General features: G+C 67.2%; 18 protein-coding genes. 8 read left to right on the top strand and 10 right to left on the bottom strand.

The features are described 5' to 3' along the window. Positions 1-26: 26 nt before the first annotated feature. The 8 genes from ON40_RS47920 to ON40_RS05745 all read right to left on the bottom strand — a co-directional run bounded on the left by ON40_RS47920 (position 27) and on the right by ON40_RS05745 (position 10,568). Entirely contained in the window at positions 27-1,016 is a 990-nt protein-coding gene (locus tag ON40_RS47920; protein ID WP_157186210.1) for a DUF8176 domain-containing protein, read from the bottom strand. Beyond that, the gene (locus ON40_RS05775; RefSeq protein ID WP_040819173.1) at positions 1,003-2,454 is read right to left on the bottom strand and encodes a RodZ family helix-turn-helix domain-containing protein; all 1,452 of its coding nucleotides are present in this window, start codon (positions 2,452-2,454) and stop codon (positions 1,003-1,005) included. The genes ON40_RS47920 and ON40_RS05775 overlap by 14 nt, the downstream gene beginning before the upstream one ends. Beyond that, a complete protein-coding gene (locus ON40_RS05770) occupies positions 2,451-2,774 on the bottom strand; it encodes a hypothetical protein (protein WP_040819171.1) in 324 nt (107 codons plus the stop codon). The genes ON40_RS05775 and ON40_RS05770 overlap by 4 nt, the downstream gene beginning before the upstream one ends. Positions 2,775-2,906: 132 nt before the next feature. Then, positions 2,907-4,274 (bottom strand): phosphoglucosamine mutase, encoded by a 1,368-nt coding sequence (gene glmM, locus ON40_RS05765; protein WP_040819170.1) that lies wholly within the window; start codon positions 4,272-4,274, stop codon positions 2,907-2,909. A gap of 343 nt (positions 4,275-4,617) precedes the next feature. Beyond that, entirely contained in the window at positions 4,618-5,145 is a 528-nt protein-coding gene (rpsI, locus tag ON40_RS05760) for a 30S ribosomal protein S9 (RefSeq protein WP_040819168.1), read from the bottom strand. Continuing rightward, positions 5,142-5,585 carry a 50S ribosomal protein L13 gene (gene rplM, locus ON40_RS05755; protein ID WP_040819166.1) on the bottom strand — a complete coding sequence of 148 codons (444 nt, stop codon included), beginning with the start codon at positions 5,583-5,585 and terminating at the stop codon, positions 5,142-5,144. Before rplM ends, rpsI begins: the two co-directional genes overlap by 4 nt. A 200-nt stretch (positions 5,586-5,785) precedes the next feature. Beyond that, positions 5,786-7,531, bottom strand: a complete 1,746-nt coding sequence (locus ON40_RS54370) for a hypothetical protein (RefSeq protein ID WP_245567681.1) — start codon at positions 7,529-7,531, stop codon at positions 5,786-5,788. 109 nt (positions 7,532-7,640) lie between these two features. Then, complete coding sequence (locus ON40_RS05745; protein ID WP_040819162.1) at positions 7,641-10,568, bottom strand: FHA domain-containing protein; 2,928 nt, start codon at positions 10,566-10,568, stop codon at positions 7,641-7,643. Positions 10,569-10,677: 109 nt separating this feature from the next. On the opposite strand from ON40_RS05745, the gene ON40_RS05740 reads away from it, so the two are divergent. Further along, positions 10,678-12,117, top strand: a complete 1,440-nt coding sequence (locus ON40_RS05740) for a neutral zinc metallopeptidase (protein ID WP_040819161.1) — start codon at positions 10,678-10,680, stop codon at positions 12,115-12,117. 62 nt (positions 12,118-12,179) lie between these two features. On the opposite strand, the gene ON40_RS05735 is transcribed toward ON40_RS05740, so the two are convergent. Beyond that, a complete protein-coding gene (locus tag ON40_RS05735; RefSeq protein ID WP_245567680.1) occupies positions 12,180-13,373 on the bottom strand; it encodes an FHA domain-containing protein in 1,194 nt (397 codons plus the stop codon). Between the two features lie 309 nt (positions 13,374-13,682). On the opposite strand from ON40_RS05735, the gene ON40_RS05730 reads away from it, so the two are divergent. From ON40_RS05730 to ON40_RS05715, 4 genes are all read left to right on the top strand, one after another. Beyond that, positions 13,683-14,894, top strand: coding sequence for a DUF7373 family lipoprotein (locus ON40_RS05730; RefSeq protein WP_040819158.1), 1,212 nt, complete (start codon positions 13,683-13,685; stop codon positions 14,892-14,894). Positions 14,895-15,009: 115 nt separating this feature from the next. Continuing rightward, complete coding sequence (locus ON40_RS05725) at positions 15,010-16,206, top strand: DUF7373 family lipoprotein (RefSeq protein WP_157186209.1); 1,197 nt, start codon at positions 15,010-15,012, stop codon at positions 16,204-16,206. Beyond that, entirely contained in the window at positions 16,203-17,447 is a 1,245-nt protein-coding gene (locus ON40_RS05720; protein ID WP_040819157.1) for a DUF7373 family lipoprotein, read from the top strand. The genes ON40_RS05725 and ON40_RS05720 overlap by 4 nt, the downstream gene beginning before the upstream one ends. Positions 17,448-17,546: 99 nt before the next feature. Beyond that, the gene (locus ON40_RS05715; RefSeq protein ID WP_040819154.1) at positions 17,547-19,136 is read left to right on the top strand and encodes a serine/threonine-protein kinase; all 1,590 of its coding nucleotides are present in this window, start codon (positions 17,547-17,549) and stop codon (positions 19,134-19,136) included. A gap of 19 nt (positions 19,137-19,155) precedes the next feature. Here ON40_RS05715 and ON40_RS47915 read toward each other — a convergent pair whose 3' ends face one another. Continuing rightward, positions 19,156-20,229 (bottom strand): glycosyltransferase, encoded by a 1,074-nt coding sequence (locus ON40_RS47915; RefSeq protein WP_157186208.1) that lies wholly within the window; start codon positions 20,227-20,229, stop codon positions 19,156-19,158. A gap of 689 nt (positions 20,230-20,918) precedes the next feature. Here ON40_RS47915 and ON40_RS05705 point away from each other — a divergent pair. From ON40_RS05705 to ON40_RS05695, 3 genes are all read left to right on the top strand, one after another. Next, positions 20,919-21,242 (top strand): WXG100 family type VII secretion target, encoded by a 324-nt coding sequence (locus tag ON40_RS05705; protein WP_040819153.1) that lies wholly within the window; start codon positions 20,919-20,921, stop codon positions 21,240-21,242. 58 nt (positions 21,243-21,300) lie between these two features. Further along, the gene (locus tag ON40_RS05700) at positions 21,301-21,603 is read left to right on the top strand and encodes a WXG100 family type VII secretion target (RefSeq protein ID WP_040819152.1); all 303 of its coding nucleotides are present in this window, start codon (positions 21,301-21,303) and stop codon (positions 21,601-21,603) included. Between the two features lie 109 nt (positions 21,604-21,712). Further along, a complete protein-coding gene (locus ON40_RS05695) occupies positions 21,713-22,771 on the top strand; it encodes an alpha/beta hydrolase (RefSeq protein ID WP_373281849.1) in 1,059 nt (352 codons plus the stop codon). Positions 22,772-22,775 lie beyond the last annotated feature (4 nt).

Below are 22,775 nucleotides of genomic sequence, written 5' to 3'. Positions count from 1 at the left end.
CGCGCGGCACCCGCACCGCAGGCTGTTCAGCCCTCCTTGATCGCGGAGATCAGGGTGCGGTCGGAAATGGTTCGGGTGCTGACGATCTGGGTGAAGGTGTGCGGCTGCTCGCCGGGCTTCTGCTGGGTGAGGCGGACCTCCCACTGGCTGCCGTCGGAACTGCCGCGGGTGACCTGCACGCAGTAGCGGGTGCCGACGGGGACCTGGTTGATCCCGCGTTGGATGTTCTCCGCGGCGGGAAAGGCCGAGGGCCCCGAGGAAGCCGACGACACGGTCGCATCGTCGGTGACGACCGCGCGCGCCGCCGAACCGGAACGCTGCACGTAGTAGGCGCGTTCGAAGGCGAGGATCGCATCGGGGCCCGAACTCGTGCCGCCGGGATCGGTGCCGGAGACCTCGTCCGCGTCGCGGCGCTGCTCACAGTCCGCGGTCGCGATCGGCGCCGGGGAAGCCGGTGCGGTCGTCGGTGGCGCCACATGGGGAGCCGTATCCTCCACCACCGCGGGCACACTCGCGGCCGCGGTGGTGTTGTTCCTGCGATTGCCGGTGTGTATGACGGTCAGCACCACCGCGACGACCACGATCCCGACCCCGACCAGGATCAGCAGGCTCAGCACCTTGTCGCGGCGACGACCGTCGTCGGGGCGGCGCGAGCGGGCCCGGCGCAGGCGAGAACCCGCACTTCCGCCGGAACGATCGACGATCTGCGGGACCTGTACCGGCCCGTCGTCGTCGCTGTAGTCGTATTCCCTGGTCGGCACCCGGGTGGTGGGCGCCTCGGGCGGCGGATCCGGTTGCCGCGCACCCTGATTCAGCCATTCCTCCCAATCGCCGGAGCGATCGTCCGTACCCGGGATCGGCATCGGCGCCGGACGCGACGGCGGGGGCCGTCGACGGGTGCCGCGACGGCCCGGACGGCGCGAAGGCTGCCGCGCGGGCGGGCGCAGCATCGGCAAGCCCAGGTCGAACGGATTGTCCTGCCCGGGATCCGGTTCGTCGGAGTCAGATCTCGTCATCGCCCAGATCGCCGATGACGGCGGTCGGGACCATCCGAGTCGCAGCCGGAGCCGTCACACCGAGCTGACCGTCCCGTGGTTTCTGATCACCGCCACCCGTGCCCGCCGAGGGCGGCATCGCCAGCCCGGCGCTGGGACCGGACTGGCTGGGCGCCGGGGTATCCGGGGCGGGAGTCGCCGGTTGCGGCACCGGTTTCGCCGCGGGCGCCGGTGCGCTCGTTCCGGGCGCCACACTCTCGCCGCTGGATGCGGGCGTACCGGGATCGGACGTACTCGAGTCCGAACCACCCGCATCCGGCGGAATGACCGAATGCGAGTTCCCCGCCGACTGGGCCGAGGGCGTGGACTGCGACCCGCCGAAATCGAACAGGCTCGAACTGGTGCCGCTGGTTCCGTCTGTGCCGCCGGTCCCATTGGTCCCGTCGGTGGACGCCTTCGGATTGATCAGCTGCGGAATGGCCTGCTCGGCCACCTGCGCCCCGGTATCGATGGCGTGCGTACCGACCTCGGCGATCTTATCGATCAGCTCGGTGCCGATATTGACCCCGGCGCTGATCGCCGACGACCCCAGATCCACGCCCGCCGCGATGAGCTGTTCCTGCAACTGCAACTGTGCCGCGGCGGCGGGATCCAGCTGGGGGCCGGTACCGGTGCCGTTCATGGACAGCGCGGGCGTGGTGCCGTTGAACGAAGTGCCGTTGAACGAGGTCCCGCTGCTGAGCGGGCTGTAGTTGTTCGACAGATTGTTCGGCGTGTAGCTGCTCGAACTGGTCGAGTCGTCGTTGTTGTAGCTCGGCGTGTTGTCGCCGGAGAACTGGCTCGTGGACAGATCCACCGGCGTGGTGACTGTCAGCGGGCCCATCGCCGTCAATTTCGAGGTGTGCGAGGCCATTTCGGTCTTCGCGGTGTCGACCGCGGTGATGGCCGCACGCAACGCCTGGCTGGCCCGATTGATCACCGCATCGGTGTCGGGGGCGGCCTTGGCGTTGTTCAGGATGGTGCGCGCGTCGCGGCGGAAATCGGCGATGATCGCGTCGACCTGCTGCGCGGCCCGGTGACTGGTGGACTGCGCATCGCCCAGCACCGCCAGATACTGCGGTCCGCGATCGGAGATGTCACCGATCTGGGTCTGCGTGGTGCGCAATGCCGGAACCGCGGCGTCCGCAGCCGGACCCGACCAGGTCGACTCCAGCACGTGCATACCGTCACGGTGCGGGGCCTCGGTGTCGGCGGCCTGGGTGGACGAATTCGTCAGCGCCCGCACGATACTCGCGTCGGGAACGCTGACCCCGCTGCCGAGCGAGGCGCGCAACGCGAGCATCGGCTGCACCAGACGGGCGATGATCGGCGGATCCACACCGTCGGAGCTGGTCTTCGTCGCCGGTTTCGTGGCGCGCTGGGAGATCGGCCGCCGCTTGAGCCCCGGTGCTCGCCTCATACCAGTGTCTCCCCGGTCTTGGCGATGGCGGCCGCGGTGCCGGCATCGGAATCCTGCATATCGGTGTTGTAATCGCGCAGCACCTGGCCGTAGGCATGGACCAGCTGGCCCGCCGTGGACAACGCCTGCACATGCTGCGAGACCGCGGCCGTGAACTGCGCCGCGAACTCCGCTCCCACCAAACCCAGATCGGCGGAGAGCCGATCAGGATTCACCGCGCCGCCCGCAGCCACGGCCGCGGAGGCCAACTGCTGCGAGACATTGTCGGCAACGGTCTTGTAGGCGGCCATCGCCGCCGGATCCAGCTTCAGCGCGTCCACTGTTCCCCCTCACGGAAAATCAAGCTCTCGCTGTCGCATCATGAGTCGAGTCCACCATACTTGGCACCGCTCCGAAACGCTCTCCGATCACCCGATCACACACCGGACAGCCTGGTCGGTTCGGTGTGCCGATCAGACCGCGGCGACTCGTTTGGCCAGGTCATCGGCCAACTGGCGGGCCCGATCCGGATCGGTCGCCTCGACCATCACCCGCACCAGTTGTTCGGTTCCGCTGGGGCGCAGCAGCACCCGGCCGGACTCGCCGAGGACGCGCTCGGCCTCGAGCACCGCGTCGCGCACCTCGCCGGACTCGGCGACCGCGACCTTGTCGGTGACCGGGACGTTCACCAGAACCTGCGGAACCGTCTCGACCACGGACGCGAGGTCGGCCATGCTGCGGCCGGTTTCGGCCATGCGCGCCAGCAGGCGCAGACCGGTCAGCAGGCCGTCGCCGGTGGTGCCGAACTTCGGGAAGACCACGTGCCCGGACTGCTCCCCACCCAGGGTGTACCCGCCGCGGCGCAATTCCTCGAGCACGTAGCGATCGCCGACGGCGGTGGTGCGCACCGTGATTCCCGCCTCCCGCATCGCGATGTGCAGGCCCAGATTGCTCATCACCGTGGCGACGAGGGTGTCGTGCGCGAGTTCGCCCGCCTCGCGCATACCCATCGCCAGCACCGCCATGATCGCGTCGCCGTCGACCACCGCACCGGCCGCGTCCACGGCCAGGCAGCGATCCGCGTCGCCGTCGTGGGCCAGGCCCAGATCCGCGCCGTATTCGCGCACCGCGTTCCGGACCCCGTCAAGATGTGTGGAGCCGCAACGGTCGTTGATGTTCAGGCCGTTGGGTTCGGCGTTGACGGCGATCACCCGCGCGCCCGCCTCCCGATAGGCCGCCGGGCCGACGTCCGAGGCCGCGCCGTGCGCGCAGTCCACCACGACGGTCAGACCGTTCAGATCGCGACCGGTCGCCTCCACCAGATGCTCGACATAGCGTTCGTGCGTGCCGGCCTGGCTGTAGTGATCCTCGACCCGGCCATCGATTCCGGACAGGCTCAGCACCCGCCCGATCCCGGCGCCGGTGGGCCGCAGGAAATCACGCTGGTGCACCAACTCCTCGATGCGGTCCTCGATCGCGTCGTCGAGTTTGTGCCCGCCCGCGGCGAAGATCTTGATTCCGTTGTCGGGCATGGGATTGTGCGAGGCGGAGATCATCACGCCCAGGCACGCGTCGTAGGTCGCGGTCAGATAGGCCACCGCGGGCGTGGGTAGGACACCGACCGACACCACGTCCACCCCGGCGGAGGTCAGGCCCGCGATCACGGCGGCCTCGAGCATCTCACCGCTGGCCCGCGGATCCCGGCCCACCACCGCTCTCGGACGCGACTTGCCGCGGCTGAGCACCTGGGCCGCCGCGGCCGAAACCTGTAGTGCGAGTTCCGGACCCAGCGAACCGTTGGCCAGCCCCCGGACTCCGTCGGTGCCGAACAAACGTCCCATTCCAATGCCCCTCAATGTCTGCTTACGGCGTCCGGTGCACCCGGGTCGGGGGTCAGCGGAACCGTTGTCGATACAGCACGAGAGCAGGCACCCGATCCGATCGCGGACAATCCGATCGGGTGCCTGCTCTCGTACGGGTACCGAGTCGACCGTACTCCCGACCTGCCCCGCACGGGGACCGGACCGGACTCTTCGCGCACCGCGAAGCCGGTGCGAGCAGCGAACGCGGCGCGAGCGAACACCCGGCACTCCGGTGCACACCGGACGGGTTGCGGCACGAAGCCGGGGCCCGCGGGCGGATGCGTACGCAACCGCCCGGGGCCCCGAATCGTGCCGCGCGGACTCAGCGCTTCGAGTACTGCGGAGCCTTGCGGGCCTTCTTGAGACCGTACTTCTTGCGCTCGGTCGCACGCGGGTCACGCGTGAGGAATCCGGCCCGCTTCAGGGCGGGACGATCCTCGGGGGTGACCTCGATCAGCGCGCGGGCGATCGCCAGACGCAGCGCACCGGCCTGACCCGACGGGCCGCCGCCGACCAGGCGGGCGTACACGTCGAAGGACTCGGTCCGCTCGACGGTGACCAGCGGGGACTTCACCAGCTGCTGGTGCACCTTGTTCGGGAAGTAGTCCTCGATCGGGCGACCGTTGAGCACGAACTGGCCGGTGCCCGGCTGCAGGCGCACCCGAACCACGGCCTCCTTGCGGCGGCCGACGGTCTGCACGGGACGGTCGATCACGATCGGAGCGACCGAGACGGACTCCTCGTAGGACTCCTCGTAACCGGCGCCCTCGTCGACGACCTCGACCGAGGTGTCCTCGGCGGCGACCTCGTCGGCCGCGTATTCCTCGTTGAATTCCTCAGGAGCGGTCACTGGGCCACCTGCTTGATCTCGAACGGAATGGGCTGCTGGGCCGCGTGCGGATGCGACGGGCCACCGTAGACCTTGAGCTTGCCGGCGATCTTGTTGCCGAGCTTGTTCTTCGGGATCATGCCCTTCACGGCGCGCTCCACGACCCGCTCGGGACGGGTGTCGAGCAGCTGCCCGACAGACCGGGACTTCAGGCCGCCCGGGAAACCGGAGTGGGTGTACAGGTGCTTGTCCTGCCGCTTGTTACCGGAGACGGCAACCTTGTCGGCGTTGATGATGATGACGAAATCGCCACCATCCACGTTGGGGGCGTAGGTCGGCTTGTTCTTGCCGCGCAGCAGATTCGCTGCCTGTACGGCAAGGCGTCCGAGCACTACGTCAGTGGCGTCGATGACGTACCACTGGCGGGTGACGTCACCCGCCTTCGGGCTGTACGTAGGCACAGTTCTTCCCTGTCTGTCGTCGTGTTCTACCGGCCGGGCGGACGATCGAGCGACCCCGGCGGCCAGCGGAGACCCGGGACTCGTGATACGACGCGAAGAACTCGCGACATATCGCACGCCAGCGGGCCACGATACCAGTCGGACATCACGCACCCGAAATCGGACTGCGCAGCACCTGCGCGGATGCGCCGCGCTCGGACTCAGACGTGCAGTGGCGGGCCCTGATCGAGGTCCTCGGGCATTGTCGGCACGAGATAGTGCAGGTTATCGATGCCGAACCGGGCACAGCCCTCGGCCCGTTCGATACCCGGGCCCGGCTCCGCGCTGACGCTCGGAATCCCCGGGCAGTCCTGCGGCGCCCCGGCCGGTCGAACGGACGAGACCACCAGATCCGTCGCCGAGCGCTCCCCGGCCGCGGTCGCGACGCCCGACCGGCTCGCACCGCCCGGATTCGCGCCGACGTGCACCGCCAACGCCGCCAGCGCCACCGCGCCCACGATCGTCGGAGCGCCGAACAGGTTGTCCTTCACCTTGTTCCACACCCGGCCGGACTGGCCACCCGCATCCTGCTGCTCCACCGGCGGCTCGGGATGACGCGCCCGCGGGCCCACCGGCTCGTCGCCCGAACCCATCCGGGTGGTCTGCATCGTGTCGGCCGGGGACCCCGGCGGTCTGGTCGTCCGGCCGCCCATCGCGGGAACGCCCGGGTGCACGTTCGACACCTGGTCGTGCACGATGACGGTGGTCTGCTCGCCCTCCTCCGGCGCCGCGTGCCGCGGGCCCTGCTGGCCCGGACGCGCACCCGCGAGATGTCCCGTCCGTTCCGGGCCGTGCCAGCCGTGCCGCCCACCACCCTCGGGTGCGGCGGCATCGTCCTCGGCCGGGGCGGCGGCCGAATTCACCGCGCCCTGTCCGCCGGTCGAACCGGAATAGCCGCCCGCCGGATTGCCCGGTGCACGGCCGCCGCCCTGCTGACCGGGATTGACCGGACGACCCTGATCCGGACGCGGCGGGGTCGCCGCCTGTCCGGGCCCCTGCGGTATCGGGCCCGGACCGCCGGGGCGTGCCGGTTCGGGCCCATAGCCCTGATCGGGCTCCTCGTCCGCGTATTCGCTGTCGGTGACCAGCAGATGCGCCGCGCCCAACACCAGGGCGTGCATCGGATGGTCGGCTACGTGCAGCCGGTGACCCAGATGGTTCTGGAACGCCAGCCGCAACGCGTCGTTGAAGCAGACATTGCCGGTGAGCAGCACCCGCGAGGTGTCCGCGCCGATCGAGCGGGCCGCGGCCATCACCTCGATCACCACGTTGTCGGCGTGATGCGCGTCGCGCATGGCGTCGGGTGCGATCGGCACGCCGACCGATTCGGTCGGCTGCTCGTCGTCGCCGTTCACCGAGACGACCAGGCACATCCGGCCATCGGAGTAGACGCCGGTCGCACTGGTGGCCCGGCCACCGGCATCGGGCGGGTGGACCAGGCCGATGGCGCGCACGTAGCCCGACAACGCCACCGATTCGGGCAGCGGCTCGCTCTGCACGTCCAGTTCTTCGACCAGCCGGGCGTATTCGTCGATCTTCTCGTCGGGCCAGTCGTCCGGATACGGCAGCGCGATGACGTCCGGCTTGCCGCGCACGTATTTACCGATGGCGGCCAGCGGGTTGTACAGCCGTGCCCGGAACACGAGTTCCGAGGGCCAGGTCGCGCCCGCGATGCGGATCTGCTTGTGGCCGATGATGTCCCGCACGTCGGCCACGGCGATCCCCAGGTCGGAACGCCCCCGATCGGCGCCCGCGGTATGCAGGCGACCGGACGCGTCCGCCAGCAGGTAAGCGGGCGGCGTATATGTTCCTTCCACCTGGACCGGGCGGATCGGCGTACCACCGCCACCGCCGGCCACGGACACCACATCCCATCCGAGATGCACCGCCCCAATTCGAGCCGTCACACGCACAAGTGTGCCTTCTTTGTCGGCGACACGCGCGACCGGGCGGGTTTATTGCCTGGTCGCCGCCGTTTCGCGGGATGCGGACAACAACAACTGACGCTCATACCGTTCATGCCGAGGACTTCTTCAACCGCAACCGCCACCAGGTGACGATCATCAGCACCAGAGTGAGCACGGCCAGCATGCCGATATCCAGCCACCAGACGTGCGAAGTGTGCTTCCACAGCGTATCGGTGGCCGCACTGCTGTCGAGCGGATTCAGCGCGGGCATGTTGACGGTCGAGGAGCCCCCGGCGAATCCCCATCGCGACGGGAACAGCCAGGCGATCTGCTGGAGTACGACGCGATTGGTCACCGGGATCACGCCGCCCGCCATCACCAGCTGGACCATGATCACCACCACCAGCAACGGCATCACCTGCTCGTTCGATCTCGCGACGGACGAGAGCGCCAGACCGATGAGCACACAGGCGATGGCGGTGGCCGCGATGTCGACGTACAACTCCACATTGCCCGACGGGATCACCGTGCCGTGGCCGGGCTGCTTCTTGCCGATCAGGACGATCGCCACCATGACCGCGGATTGCAGCAGCGCCGCGAAGCCGAAGATGGCGACCTTGGCCATCAGATACGACCACGGGCGCAGCCCGACCGCGCGCTCGCGCAGGAAGATCGCCCGTTCGGCGACCAGATCGCGGACGGTGAGCGTGGATCCCATGAAGCACGCGCCCAGGATCAGCACCACCAGCAGCTGTTCGCTCTCCCGACCGCCGTCGGGGACGAACATGATGCTGCCCTTCCCGTCGCTCACCTGGGACAGCGGGCCGATGGCCAGACCGTTGGTGCCGGGCACCACCAGTGAGAGCCCACCGAGGACGAACGGCAGCAGCACCAGGAACATCAGATACCCGCGGTCGGCCAGGATCAGCCGGAACTGCCGCCGCGACAACGTCGAGAACTGTTTGCGCGCACTGGATTTCGGCGGCTTGCCCTGGTCACCGCGCGGTGCGGGCGGTGGTGGCGGCGGTACCGCGGCCTGTTTGGCGCGGTAGTTCGCGAAGGCGCGATCGGGATCCGCGGCGACCTGCGCGAAGATCTCCGCCCAGTCGCTGGTGCCCAGGAATGTGCCGACCGCGCCCGGATGACCGAAGTACGCGGTCTTACCGCCGGGCGCGAGCAGCAGCACCTGATCGCACATGTCCAGGCAGGCCACCGAGTGGGTGACCACGATGACGGTGCGTCCGGCGTCGGCCAGTTCCCGCAGCATGGTCATCACCTGACGGTCCAGCGCCGGATCCAGACCCGAGGTGGGCTCGTCGAGCAGCAGCAGGGCCGGACCGGTGAGCAGTTCCAGCGCCACCGAGGCGCGTTTGCGCTGACCGCCGGAGAGTTTGTCGACGCGCGTGTCGGCATGTTCGGTGAGCGAAAGTTCGTCCAGCACACCGTCGATGACCGCGCGACGGTCCGCCTTGGAGGTGTCCGGAGGCAGCCGCAGCTCGGCGGCGTAACCCAGCGCCTGCCGGACGGTGAGCTGACGGTGCAGCACGTCGTCCTGCGGGACCATGCCGATACGACTGCGCATGGCCTCGTATTCGGCGTGCAGGTTGCGGCCCTCGAAGGTGACCACGCCCGCGGACGGATGCGTCGCTCCGGCAATGAGTTTGGACAGCGTGGACTTGCCCGCACCGGAGGGGCCGATCAGCGCGGTCAGGGTGCCGCGCCCGGCCTGCATGTTCACATCGACCAGCAGTTGTTTGTTGCCCTCGACCGTGAACCCGACGCCGTGCACGTCCAGCCCCTGCTCGGTGACCGGCTTCTGGCGCACGACGAGCGTGCCTTCCTGCACCAGGAAGTCGATGTTGCCGATCGTGACGATGTCCCGCTCGTGCAGTGCGACGCGCTGTTCGCGGCGGCCGTTGACGAATGTGCCGTTGGCCGAGCCGACATCCTCGATGACCAGCCCCTCGGGGGCCTTCACCAGACGCGCGTGCCGACGCGAGGCCAGCGGATCGTTCACCACGATCTCGTTGTCGCTGGTGCGGCCGATGTTCAAGCCCTGCGGGGGAATTCGGTCGGCGCGAGCGAGCGGACCGGTGGAGGTGGGGGTGCGCACCGGCGGAGGCAGCAGCGATGCGTCGGCCTTCGCGGTCATATTGATATTGGCCGCGGCCGACTGCTGCGCCGGGGCCGATTGCTGGACCGGAGCTGGTTGCTGGGAAGAAACTGGCTGCGGCGGAACCGGTTGTTGCGGTGCGAAATTCGGTCGATCGATCGGGGGGCGCTGTGGCGCGGGATGTTGCGGCGCCGGATGTTGCGGCGTCGCCTGCGGAGGCTGCGCCTGCGGGTTCTGTTGCGGCGGTGTCATCGGACGTTGCTGCTGCGGAGCCGGTGGCCGCTGCATCGGACCGGACTGCGCCTGCGGCGGAACCCCCGGAGCCTGCGGCGGCGTGGGCGGACGCTGTGGTGGAACCGCCTGCCCCTGCGACGGCGGGGCGGGCGGGCGTTGCATCGGCATGGATTGACGCTGTTGTGCGGGCGGCGGCGTCGGCGGACGTTGCGGCGGAACCGCCTGCCCCACCTGCGGCGGCACTACCTGCCCCGGCACCGGCGGCACACCCTGCGGCATCGGCGGCATCGGACGCGCCCCCGACTGCCGATCCTGCGGCGCGGGCCCAGGTCGCTGCTGCGGCGGCAGCTGCTGGGGCGGCAGCTGCGGATGCTGCCCCACCTGCGGTGTCAGCTGCAGCAGTGGCCCGGTGACCGCGTCACCCAACCGCACCTGCATCGGCCGACCGATCGGAAGTGCACCCGTGACCCGTTGCGCGTCCACGAATACGCCATTGGTGCTGCCGTTGTCGGACAGTACCCAGGTACTGCCCTGCCAGCTGAGTGTCGCGTGCACACGGGAAACCAATGGGCTGTCGACGAACAGCGTCACCTCCGGCGCACGGCCGATGGTGATCTGCTGCCCCGCTTCGAAACCCCGATCGATTCCCTCATGGCGCACGGTGATCTTCTGCGCCCCCGGTGATGACATGTGCCGGATACTATGCGAAAGCCCGGGTGTCGGGGCACCGCAATTTCCCACGGGCATAGGGTGTGCGGGCGCGTAACTGAACCAGGACCGCCCAGGGGAGGGAGTAGGTATGGCCAAACGCCAGGTGACAACGGCGGTCTCCGCGTTGGTTCTGACAATCCTCACGCTGACGGGCTGTACCTCGACCGTCGGCGGCCGGGCCGTCTCGATCTACGAGGATCCGTTCCAGGTGGCCGGACTGCCCACCACCAGCGGCCCCAGCGGACCGCGCACGGGCGTTCCGGACAGCGGCCTGACCGCGGTCGGCGCGACCGGCGACGAGTACGACAAGCTGGCGCTCAACGCCATCGACGACATCCAAAGTTATTGGCAGAGCGAGTATTCCAAGGATTTCCACGGGACGTTCGCGCCGGTCCCGAAGTTCTACTCGTGGGATGCCAAGCAGACCCAGGACGGCCAGTTCTGCCAGCAGACCACACTGCATCTGGTCAACGCCGCGTACTGCCGCCTGGACAATTCCATCGGCTGGGACCGCGGCGTTCTGCTGCCGACGATGACGAAGGCGTTCGGCAAGATGTCGGTGGTGATGGTGCTGGCGCACGAGTACGGCCACGCCGTGCAGACCATGGCCGAACTCGTCACCGGCCGGACCCCGGTGATCGTCAAGGAGCAGCAGGCCGACTGCTTCGCCGGGGCGTTCATGCGGCATGTAGCCGAAGGTGCGGCACAGCATTTCACCATCAACACCGCCGACGGCCTGAACAAGGTGCTGGCCGCGACGGTGGCGATCCGCGACGCGGATACCAGCGATCCCGATTCGGTGCACGGTTCGGCCTTCGAGCGGGTGACCGCCGTGCAGATCGGTTTCACCGACGGCCCGAAGGGGTGCGCGGCCATCGATATGAACGACATCACCCACCGCCGCAACAATCTCCCGCAGTCCTACGGCAGCGATTCCGATCACGGCGAATTGAGCGTCAGCCAGCACAATCTCGTCGAACTGAGCAAGGCGATGAGTTCGATCATGCCGGTGTCCACCGAACCCGCCTACGACTTTCGCGGCGCGAAACTGGGCTGCCCGGATGCCACGGACACCGAACCGGTCACCTACTGCCCGGCCACCAACACGATCGGCACCGACGTCGCCGCCCTGGCGGCCCGCGCGAAGGCGAACACCGACGATCAGGCCGATTTCCCGACCCACATCGGCGGCGACTACAACGCCTACATCGTCTTCATCTCCCGCTATACCCTTGCGGTGCAGAACAATCTGCATCAGCAGCTCTCGGGTGCGAAGACGGGTCTGCGCGCGTCCTGCCTGTCGGGCGTGATCACCGCGAAACTCGCCAGCCCCACCCGCACGGTGGCCAACGGCGATATCGCCCTGTCCCCCGGCGATCTGGACAAGGCCGTCTCCGGCCTGCTGACCGACGGCCTGGCCGCCAGCGATATCGCGGGAAACACCGTCCCGAGCGGTTTCTCGCGCGTCGACGCCTTCCGCGCCGGAGTCCTGGGCAACCAGCAGACCTGCGAATCCCGTTACGAATAGGCCGATTACGCCAACCCCGCAGCCCGGATCGATTGTGGGGCAACGAAGCGGAGGCCGAAGACTCAGAAAGGCGGGGCGGCTGCGGGGTCGTAGCGGAGGACTCGGTTGCCGAGCATGAGTTCGGTGCCGTGCATCAGGGCCAAGGGCTGGTTGGGGACCAGGTGGATCCAGTCCTGGTAGCCGGGGAGGCGGGCGCGGGTGCCGTTGGTGGAGCCGCGGTCCACGATGGTGACGTCCCAGTTGACCAGCCGGATCTCGGCGTGGGCGCGGGACATGCCGCCGGAGTTGTCCTCGATCTTGAACGGGGTCATGCCGCGTTGGGCGGCATCGGAGTTCTGCGGATCACGGCCGAGGACGGCGTCGGCGGCCAGCGTGAACGTGGTGCCGTCGTCCAGGACGAGTACACCCAGGGGCGGGCGCAGCACATCGGACGGCGGTTGGGTCTGATCCACCGGCATACCGCAGACGGTGCAGAACGCCGATCGTGGATCGCTGGGATGCGCTCGCGCGCACTTGAATCCCAGCACCCGGATGCCGGAAGCCGCACCGCGCTCGGGCGTGGGCTCCGGAGTTGGTTGCGGCGGAACCGAACTCGGCCGCCCCAGCTGCGTCTGCGCCAGCCGCGAGGCCATATCGGGTCCGGCGTTCGGCAGCGGCGGCGGGACCGAGGGCAGCGGCGGCGGGGTCGGAGCCGCCGACGGCAGAACGGAATCGCCACCCGGCCCCGGACTCGGCAGCGGCGGGGGCTGCGGCGCATCGGCGAACGGAACCGACCCGGTCGTCGCCGGACGGTGCTGCCCGCCGGGCTCCTCGTCCCGTTCGCGGGCGCGCGATCGTCGTCCCTCGAACCAGATGACCGCGCCGGACGCCGGCGCCACCCCCTCGCCCAGCGCGCCGATACCGCGGTCGGGCAGTTCCGGATCGCCGGCCGATTCGTCGTCGGCGAAGATCGCGGCCGCCCGCGCGGGTGTCGACGCCACTCGATCCACGGTGAACGCGGCCGCCACGCCGTGGTGGTACTCGACGCCTTCCGCGCCGACCAGCATCGCGGTGACCGCGCCGTGCAGGAAGATCGCCAGCCCGCCGGTCTCGGCCTGCGACAGGATGCCCAGATCGACCGGCATGCCGGGGCTGAACTGCTCGGCGTCGCGCATCAGCCAGTTCGTCGCCTCCCGCGCGACCAACCGGCCCGGCCCACCGGGAGCCTGCTCGGTCGCCTCGAAGACCAACTGCGACAGCGCTTCTGCCACACGCATCGCGACCGAGTCCTCTCGCACCGGTCCGGGTGCACGGTGGGCGACCAATACGAGCGCACCTGCCACCCGGACCACCACATGGTTGCCCGGGACAACCTCGACCTGCCGATCCCTCAACGCAATCGGCCTCCGCGGACCATGTATGCGGTCGTCACCACACGCACCAGGTTAGAGCAACGGATCCGCCTCGGTCCCCGTACCGCCCGCGTCGTCTCGGCACACGCCGGATCGCCGCGCGCGGACTGTTCCCGCGGATGCCGCCGGTCCGGTAATTTGTGAGCTGATTGCTGGAGATACGGGGGCTGGCCGATGGTTCGTACGACACGTCGCGCAGGAATCGTATGCACCGCGGCAGCCGCGGTCGCGGTACTGGCCGGGTGCGGGGTGAAGGGCACTGCGGTCGCGGGCGAGATCGATGTGCGCACACTCGATGTCGGCAGTTACGCGGTCGACGCACACACCTACCACCAGACCGCCGACGATGAGGGCGCACTGGTGGAAGGTATGCGGATGTCCCGGGCGGTGGTGCCCGCGGTGGCGATCGATCCGTCGCTGAAGGTCGGGCAGAGCGGCCATGTCGTACTGGACAACACCGAGGCCACCACCCGCCTGCTCGCCGCGGTGTCCAAGCCGATCCTGGACAGGGAGGGCCTGCTCACCGGCTACACCGCGTCCGGGGCGGACAAGTCCGACGATCCCGGCACCTCCATCTCCACCTCCGACACCACCTCGGTGACCGATTTCGTGATGCGTTTCGCGGACGCGGACACCGCCAAGCGGACCGCGCAGGAACTCGAGGACGCCGACTTCGGCGTCGCGCCCGATATCAACAAGAAGTTGTCGCTGTCGAAATACCCCGACGCGCTGGTGCATTGGCGTCCCGGCGTCTCGAATGTCGGCGCCTTCCTCGCGCACGAGAACTTCGTGATCTCGCTGTTCATCCAACGTCCCCAGCCCGAGCAGGACGATCTGGAGGCGTGGGTGCAGAAGGCGCTCGACGCCCAGATCCCGGCACTGGACAAATTCCGGGCCACGCCGAAGGACCAGTTCTCCGGTCTCCCGGTCGATCCGGACGGGCTGCTCGCCCGCGCGGTGGTGCGCGACCGGGACAAGCACACCCCGGATCGAGACCGCTTCGCCAGCTACGGTCCCAACGATTTCGTGAACATCGCCGCGGACGAGACCGTCCGCCAGCGGCTCGTCGCCGACACCGGCCTGGACGCGGTAGGTATCGCGGATACCAGCACGGTGATGCGGGTGCGCGATGCGGCGGCGGGTGGCCGGTTGATCACCGGTCTGGTCTCGGCCTCCGGATCGGCCTACAGCCCGATCGACGCGCCGGACAAACTCCTGGGCGCGAAATGCCTGCAGCTGAGCAGCTCCGGCGTGCACTCGAATTCGGCCAAATTCCGCTGCTATATTCCACACGGCCGATATGTCGAGGTGGTCATCAGCAATGACCAATCCGATATGAAGAAGAAAGCCTCGGCGGCGTACGCACTGCTGGCGAACAGCATGTGAGCAGCCTGGCGAGCGGCGGCAAATCACTGGCATCGGTATGCATCCCCGTGTGTACACTACCGGCGGGCCGTGGCCGCGCGGATCGCGCGACGGCCGGTTCCACGGGAGGGGAGCTATGCGCAGGTCGAAGGTATTCGTGGCGGCGATGCTGCTGGTCACGGCCTGTACCGCGGGCTGCGGATCCGGCCATGACGACCCGCCGCCGGACCCCGTCATCGATCTCGCGAAACTGGATTTCGGCCCATACGACGCCACTCCGCACGAGATGGGCAAGCCCAAGAACGTCTATCAGGCCCGCGATTTCGAGGCGGAACGTCTCGGCGACGTCGTTCCGCTCGCGATGGACATCGATCCGGCTCTGACCTACGGCGGTAATTCCGGCACCCTCGTCTTCGAGGATCCCAAGGATACGCAGTTGCATAATTTCGGCGACGTCAACCACTTCGCCGAGGATGCCCCCAATTTCATCGGCGGCTACATCAGTTACGGAATGGACAGCCGGAACAACGACGGTATCGAACTGCTGAATGCGGTGCTGCTGTTCCCCGACGAGAAACAGGCCGCCGACGCGGCCACCGCGCTCGAACACCGCGACTTCATCGCCAAGCCGGACAATCAGCCGGTGCCGATACCCAAATATCCTGCCGCACACGCACATTGGGAACACGGCAACCAGGCGATCGACAGTTGGTACGCCACCGGGAAACTGGTCGTATTCACCTCCGACTACGACCACACGAAGATCTGGTTCCACCACACCGATCTGCCCGCCCTGGTCGCCATGGTGACCAAGAGCCTGGACACGATCGTCCCGGCCGTCGCGAAATACACCCCCACCCCGGTGAACGAGCTCACCGACAAGACGATGGATATCGAGGGCATGCTCGGCCGCACGATGGTCCGGCCGAAGGCGGCGGCGGGCGAATGGCTCAATCCGCCCGTCGTCTTCCACGCGCACGCCGCCCTGGGCTGGACCACCGATCCGATCGCGGATCAGAAGATCTTCCAGAAGGACGGCGTGGATCTGTACGCCGAATACGGCAACAACCTCTATCGCGCCCGGGATGCGGACGGCGCGAAGGACATTCGCGATCAGCTGGGTGATCCGGCCAAGCATTTCAAATCCGCCGCACCGCCGCGGAATCTCCCGATCGCCAAATGCCGTCAGTACCACGGCCCGGCATCCAATGCCGTGCACTTCTACTGTTCGGTCGCCTACGGGCGTTACGCGGCGCAATCCTGGGGCGAACAGCTTCTCGATGCGCAGCAACGCATTTCGGCGCAGTACGCGATCCTGGTGAGGGCGAAATGAGCGCCACGTCCCGCACCCGCAAATGCCTCGCCGTCCTCGGCAGCATCGCGGCCGTCGCCGCACTGAGTTCCTGCGGTACGGACCGCGGAACCGCGCGACCGGCCGAAATCGACGTCCGCACACTGGATATCGGCCCCTACCCGGTCGATCCGACCGACATCCACCTGGACCATCCGCCGGGCCTGCTGCACGGACTGCAGGTCGGCGGCCTGCGACTGGGCGAGTACGTGGTCGACGCCTACGATATCGACCCCCATCTGACCAGGGGCCTGACCTCCGCGTCCTTCACCAGCGGGGTCGTCGCCGATTCGCTCGGCAACGACGCGGCCATGACCGCGGTCGCCAAGCGCGACAACATGTATTTCGGCTTCGAATCCGTGGGATCGGATACCGACAGCTTCCTGAATTCCGGCGACTGGCCGTCCCAGTCGGCGAAGAACGCCACCACCATCGATCTGATGGTGATGCAGTTCCCCGATGCCGCCACCGCGCAGCGCGCGGCCACGGACTTCTCCGACACGGATATCGGCATCACCGAGAATCAACCACTTCCGATCGGCAAATATCCGGACGCGCACGCGAATTGGCGGCCGGGCAGCGCCGTCATCCGGTCGTTTCTCGCGCACGGCTCCTACGTTGCGGCGGTGGCGGCCTTCGCGCCCACGGCCGACCAGCAGAATCTCACCACCCTCGTGCAGAAGACCTACGACACGGAATTCCCGGTCCTGGACAAGCTGCAACCGATCTCGGACGAGGACACCGTGCGATTGGATTGGGATCCGGAGTACATGATCAGCCGCACGCTGAATCCGGATAATTTCACCACCATCGGATTCGGCGACGAGAACGCTGCCTTCGGCCCGCGCGGCATCATGCATTACATGCGTTATCGGGCGCAGGCGAAGAAGACCTTCACCGCGATGAACGCGGTCAAATTCGCCAGAACCGATGCCGCACTGGTGGTCCGGACCGAGGACGACGCGTCGGCGGACAAGGCCGTACACGACAAACTCACCCCGCAACCACATCAATCGGATGCCGCCGCGGTGCCGAAGATCTCCGATTCGGCCTGTGTGCAGAACGATACGGAGACCGATATCTTCTCCGACCGAAAACGTTTCACCTGCCTGGTCGCGTACCGCAATTACGTCGGCTACGTCGAATCCGATCAGCTGATCGATGCGCATCAGCGTGCCGCCGCGCAATACGCGCTGCTGGCCAACAGCCAATGGGAGCCGTAGCTCGACCGTGTTCGGGCGGGGCCGGTATGCTCCGCCAGAGCACCAGCCGACCGACGCGAGCACCCTCCCAACCACTTTTCGACCAGGAGTTTGTGACAGATGGCGATGAGTCCCGGCACCATCGTCGGTGGGTATCGGATCGAGCGAGTGCTCGGTGCGGGCGGTATGGGCACGGTATATCTGGGCAGACATCCGAGCCTGCCGCGAATGGACGCGATCAAGGTGCTCGGCACCGAACTGTCGGCCAATGCCGAATTCCGCGGACGATTCGAGCGTGAGGCCAATCTGGCTGCGGGACTGGATCATCCGAATATCGTCTCGGTGTACAACCGCGGCGAGGAGGACGGGCAGCTCTGGATCGCGATGCAGTACGTCCAGGGCACCGACGCCTCGGCCGAACTGTCCCGCGACCGACACGCCATGACGCCGCTGCGGGCGTTGCGCATCGTCGCCGAGGTCGGCCGCGGTCTGGACTACGCACACCGCCGCGGGCTGCTGCATCGCGACGTCAAACCGGCCAATTTCCTGCTCTCCGCCAGTGACGGCGACGACGAGGAACGGGTGCTGCTCACCGATTTCGGTGTCGCCAAATCCACCGAGGATCCGGGTGAGCTGACCCAGACCGGCAGTTTCGTGGCCACCATCGCCTACGCCCCGCCGGAGCAGCTGCAGGGCAATCCGGTGGACCACCGCGCCGACATCTACAGCCTCGGCTGCGCCTTCTACAAGTTGCTGACCGGCCAGAACCCTTATCCGGCAATGCAACCGGCGATGGTCATGATGGGCCATCTGTACGAGCCGCCGCCACGGGCGACCGCGCTGAACGCCGGACTTCCCGAGGCCGTCGATCAGGTTTTCGCCCGGGTGCTGGCGAAGAATCCGGCCGAGCGGTTCAACACCTGCCGGGAGTTCACCGAGGCGGCCACCAGCGCCCTGGTGCCCGGATACAACCCGGTGCGCACCTCCACCTCGCCGACCTATCCGATCCAGGTGCCCGGTCAGTCCACCGACCCGCGCACGAATATCTCGGGTTCCTATACCGCGCAGGGCAATACCGGTCCGCGGATGGCGAATTCCGGTCCGGGCGAACCGGATCTGTCCGTGCTGCTGGCCAAGCCGCCCGGTCGTCGCCGGTGGCTGATCCCGGCGGTGGTCGGCGTGGTCGTGGTGGCCGTCGCCGCGGGGATCGGGATCTGGGCGACCCGGGGCGGCCAACCGGCCACCCCCACCACGACGACCACCGCCGCGGCCGCACCGGCATCGGTGGCGCAGGCCAAACAGCAGAATCCGGCCTTCGCCGGGAAGACCATCACCATGGTGGACGTCACCGACGACAACAAGGTCGCGATCTATCTGGGCGGCACCCCGCAGAGCGAATTCCTGCAGGGGCTCGGCTTCGTCTACAACCTCGCCTACGCCAAGAAGGGCAACGACACCTCCCCGAAACCGATGAGCGACTACGACAGTCTCAATGCCGCCGACGGCAGCTACGTCATCGCCGTACGCAGCGACAAGGCCGCCGGAGGCGGAGGTCTGCTGGGCCTGCCGTACGAGATCAGCACATCGAAGGCGACCGTGATTCCGCTGGACGATCCGACCGCGGTCTCGGCCATGCGGAACTGGGCAGCCGATTCGGAGAATACCGAGCTGAACAAGCTGGTTCCGGTGTTACACAACCACATTCAGTGAGCCGATCCGGCGCCGGCGATCACAACGTGTAGAAACCCTTGTCCCACAGGGTTTCCAGGCGACGGAAGTAGTCCTCGTACTGCGCCGCGACCACATCGGTGGAGAATCGGCCGACGGCGTAATCACGGATCGCCTGATAGTCCAGTTCGTCGACCGCGTCCGCGGCGTCGCAGAACTGGCGTAGCGAACGGCACCGGAATCCGGTGACGCCCTGTTGCACGGTCTCGCTGAACGCTCCCCAGTCGGTGGTGATGACCGGAGTTCCGCACAGCATCGCCTCCACGTGCACTCCGCCGAACGGCTCCAGATACAGCGAGGGCACGAAAACCGCTCGGGCGCGGCTCATCAGCTCACCGCGCCGCGCGGGGTCCACGACGCCGACGTACTCGCCGAACTCCGGCGGCGTTCCGGCGCCGGCGATCACGAGCCTGCGCTCGAGGGTGCGGCAGGTGTCCACGGCGATCTGATACCCCTTGGCCTCGATCAGCCGCCCGATGAACAGGTAGTAGTCGTCCTTCTCCGCGGAGAACGGAAAGTCCGGCACGTCGAAGTAATTGGGGATCACCTGATCGAAGAATCGCCCGCGATCGCTCATGATTCCGGGCAGCGTCGTATGCGCGCCGTGCACCGCGTGCATCCACGCATAACTTTCGAACACACGGTATTTCGCGAACACACCGCTGTAACCGATGCCGAATTCCACCGTCATCATCTCCGGCAGCGCGGCGCCGATCGCCTCCTGACAGGTGCCGCCGATGATGCACAGAAAGTCCCGGGGCTCGGCCCGCTGGGCGATCTCCGCGACGGCCCTGCCATTGGTGATGACCCAGTGTTTGTCGTTCTTACCCCACGTGATGTTGATCGGGCCTTCGAAGAAATCGTTGTTGCCGAACCATTCTCGCTGCTCGTCCTTGGTCACGATGGTGATCAGTTCGGTGCAGGCCGCCTCGTTCTCCTGCGAGGCGTACAGGAACACCTCGTGCCCGAGTGCGGACATCATGTCGCAGAATCGGCGCACCTTCTGGGTGTAGGCACAGGGCGAATACGACCGAGTGGTCTGTGTATGCGGCAGATTGACGACGTGAAAACGCATCGTGGACACTTCAGTTACCCGACCAACTCTCCCGTGACGACGTGCCGAACGCTACCCTACGACGTCACCGTCGGCCGTCCCACGAACGGCGATCGGGTGCGAGCGGACAAACTCCTGTGGCTCCCGCGCCGCGCGATTGGTAGGGTAAAGCGGCAGTCACGCCCATCACGTGGGTACAGCGGCACCTCGGGGGAAGGAGAACATACGCTGTCACAACGCGCGATGCGCGCCGCAGGGGTGTATCGAGCGGCCGATTCCTTCGCGCGGAGCCGTACTTTCGGCCGTTCCGGCCGGACTCCATTACGGACGAGCCGGGAAACGAATCAGCACATGCCGCGTCCGAACGACTGCAAGCGTTAGAGTCCCTCCGATGCGGCGGGATTCGCACTTCCGGTCGTACCGGCCGGACTCCATCGAGGGAGGTTGAGGGGAAGGAGGGTCCGGATTCGAGGCCGCGGCGGTCTCGACTGCCCCTGGTACCAGAGCCGGTTGCTCCGACAGCACGGGCGGGATGATATCCACGGCGCGACGTGAGCACACCAGGTCGGCTTCATCGCCCTGGGGGGTGCACTTCATCGAGGCTTGGGCAGAAAGTAGATGGAACCGAACGGACGTCGTACACGTCCAACCAGATATACCGATCACGGCAGACGACCTGTCGCCGATCGTTGACCCGAGAGGAGCACACTGTGGCTGGCAAGCTCGAAGCCAATGTCGATCAGATGAACACGTTCTCCAAGAACATGGAGGACCAGCATCAGAAGCTGATCACCCACATCCAGTCCACCAAGGCGGATCAGGAACAGACCACCGCCAGCTGGAGCGGTCAGGCTCGTTCCGCCTTCGATCAGTTCATGGAGCGCTACTACGAGCAGGCGCAGGCGATGAACAACAAGCTGTCCACCACGGTCGACAGCCTGATGAAGGCCGCGGACAACTACTCCAAGCAGGACGAGGACTTCCAGCAGCAGATCTCCAAGCAGAACTCCAGCCTGGATCTGCCCGCCATCTGATCCTGCCCGGTCACTCACGTTCGGGCTTCGAAGATCCCCACGTTCAAAGGAGCATTTCATGGCCGCCAACGATCCCTCGCGAATTTCCGCCAACTTCGGCGATGTCGCCGCAGGTGCCGACGCGTTCATCAGCCGCGCCCGCAACCTGATGTCCGACCTGGAAGATTTCCACAAGCAGGTCACCGACTTCGTCACCAACCACTGGCAGGGTGATGCGAACGATGCGTTCTCGCAGCTGCAGTCCCAGTGGAACCAGAACATCATGCAGCTGAACACCACCCTGCAGGGTGCGGCTCAGCTCGTGCACACCGGTAACTCCGACCTGCAGTCTCGCGACTCCTCGCTCGCGGGTCTGTTCTGATCCGAGTTCAACGCAACTGAGCCCCGGCGACTTTCGCCGGGGCTCAGTCGTTTTCGCGCTATCTTCTACGGTGCCACCCGAATCACGCAGAGCACCCAGGGGTTTCACATTGCGTCGCCGATCGAGGATCCGTACCGCCGCGGCGGCCGCTGCCACCGTTGCCCTGACCGCACTGTCGGTCACCACGGGTGCGGGAGTCGGTTCCGCCGATCCGATCATCGCTTCCAAACATCTGCTGGCCTCCCCCACCACGGCCGACGGGTCGAAGATCAGCGCGTACTACCTCCGCGACGCTCGCCACCTGACCCTGCGCGTGCATTCGGCCGCGATGAATCAGGACATCACCGTCGAGGTGCAGCGCCCACGCGACACCTCGCTCCCCCGGCCCGTGCTGTATCTGCTCAACGGCGCGGGCGGCGGCGAGGATGCGGCGACCTGGCAGCGCAATACCGACGCGCTGCCCTATCTCGCCGACAAGAACGCCAACATCATCGAGCCGATCGGCGGCGCGTGGAGTTATTACACGGATTGGCTGAAGGACGATCCGGTACTGGGCCGCAACAAATGGAAGACCTTCTTCACCCGGGAGCTGCCACCGCTGATCGATGCGTCCCTGGGCACCGACGGCGTCCACGCGATCGCGGGTCTGTCCATGGCGGGCACCTCGGTGCTGGCCCTGGCCATCGCCCAACCCGGTCTGTACCGCAGCGTCGCCTCCTACAGCGGGTGTGCGCAGACCAGTGACCCGCTGGGACGGGAAGTGGTGAAGACGGCGATATCGGTGTGGGGCGACGGCAATCCCACCAATATGTGGGGTGCGGATTCTAGTCCGCTGTGGGCGGTGAACGATCCGTTCGTCCATGCCGACCGATTGCGCGGGATCAACCTGTTCCTGTCCTCGGGCAGCGGTATCCCGGGCCCGTACGACACCCCGAACAGCCCGTTCCTGTTGCATCCGGGTCCGGTATCGCTGGCGAATCAGCTGCTGGTGGGCGGCCTGCTCGAGGCGGGCACCAATGCCTGCACGCACAACCTGCAGAATCGCCTGAACCAGCTCGGCATCCCGGTCACGGTCGACTACACCGCCACCGGCACGCATTCCTGGGGCTACTGGCAGGACGCGTTGAAGCAGTCCTGGCCCGTCCTGGCCCGCGGGCTGGGTCTGTAATCCC

Source organism: Nocardia jiangxiensis NBRC 101359 (assembly GCF_000308615.1).
Lineage (GTDB): Bacteria > Actinomycetota > Actinomycetes > Mycobacteriales > Mycobacteriaceae > Nocardia > Nocardia jiangxiensis.
This window is presented reverse-complemented; position numbering and strand designations above follow the sequence as displayed.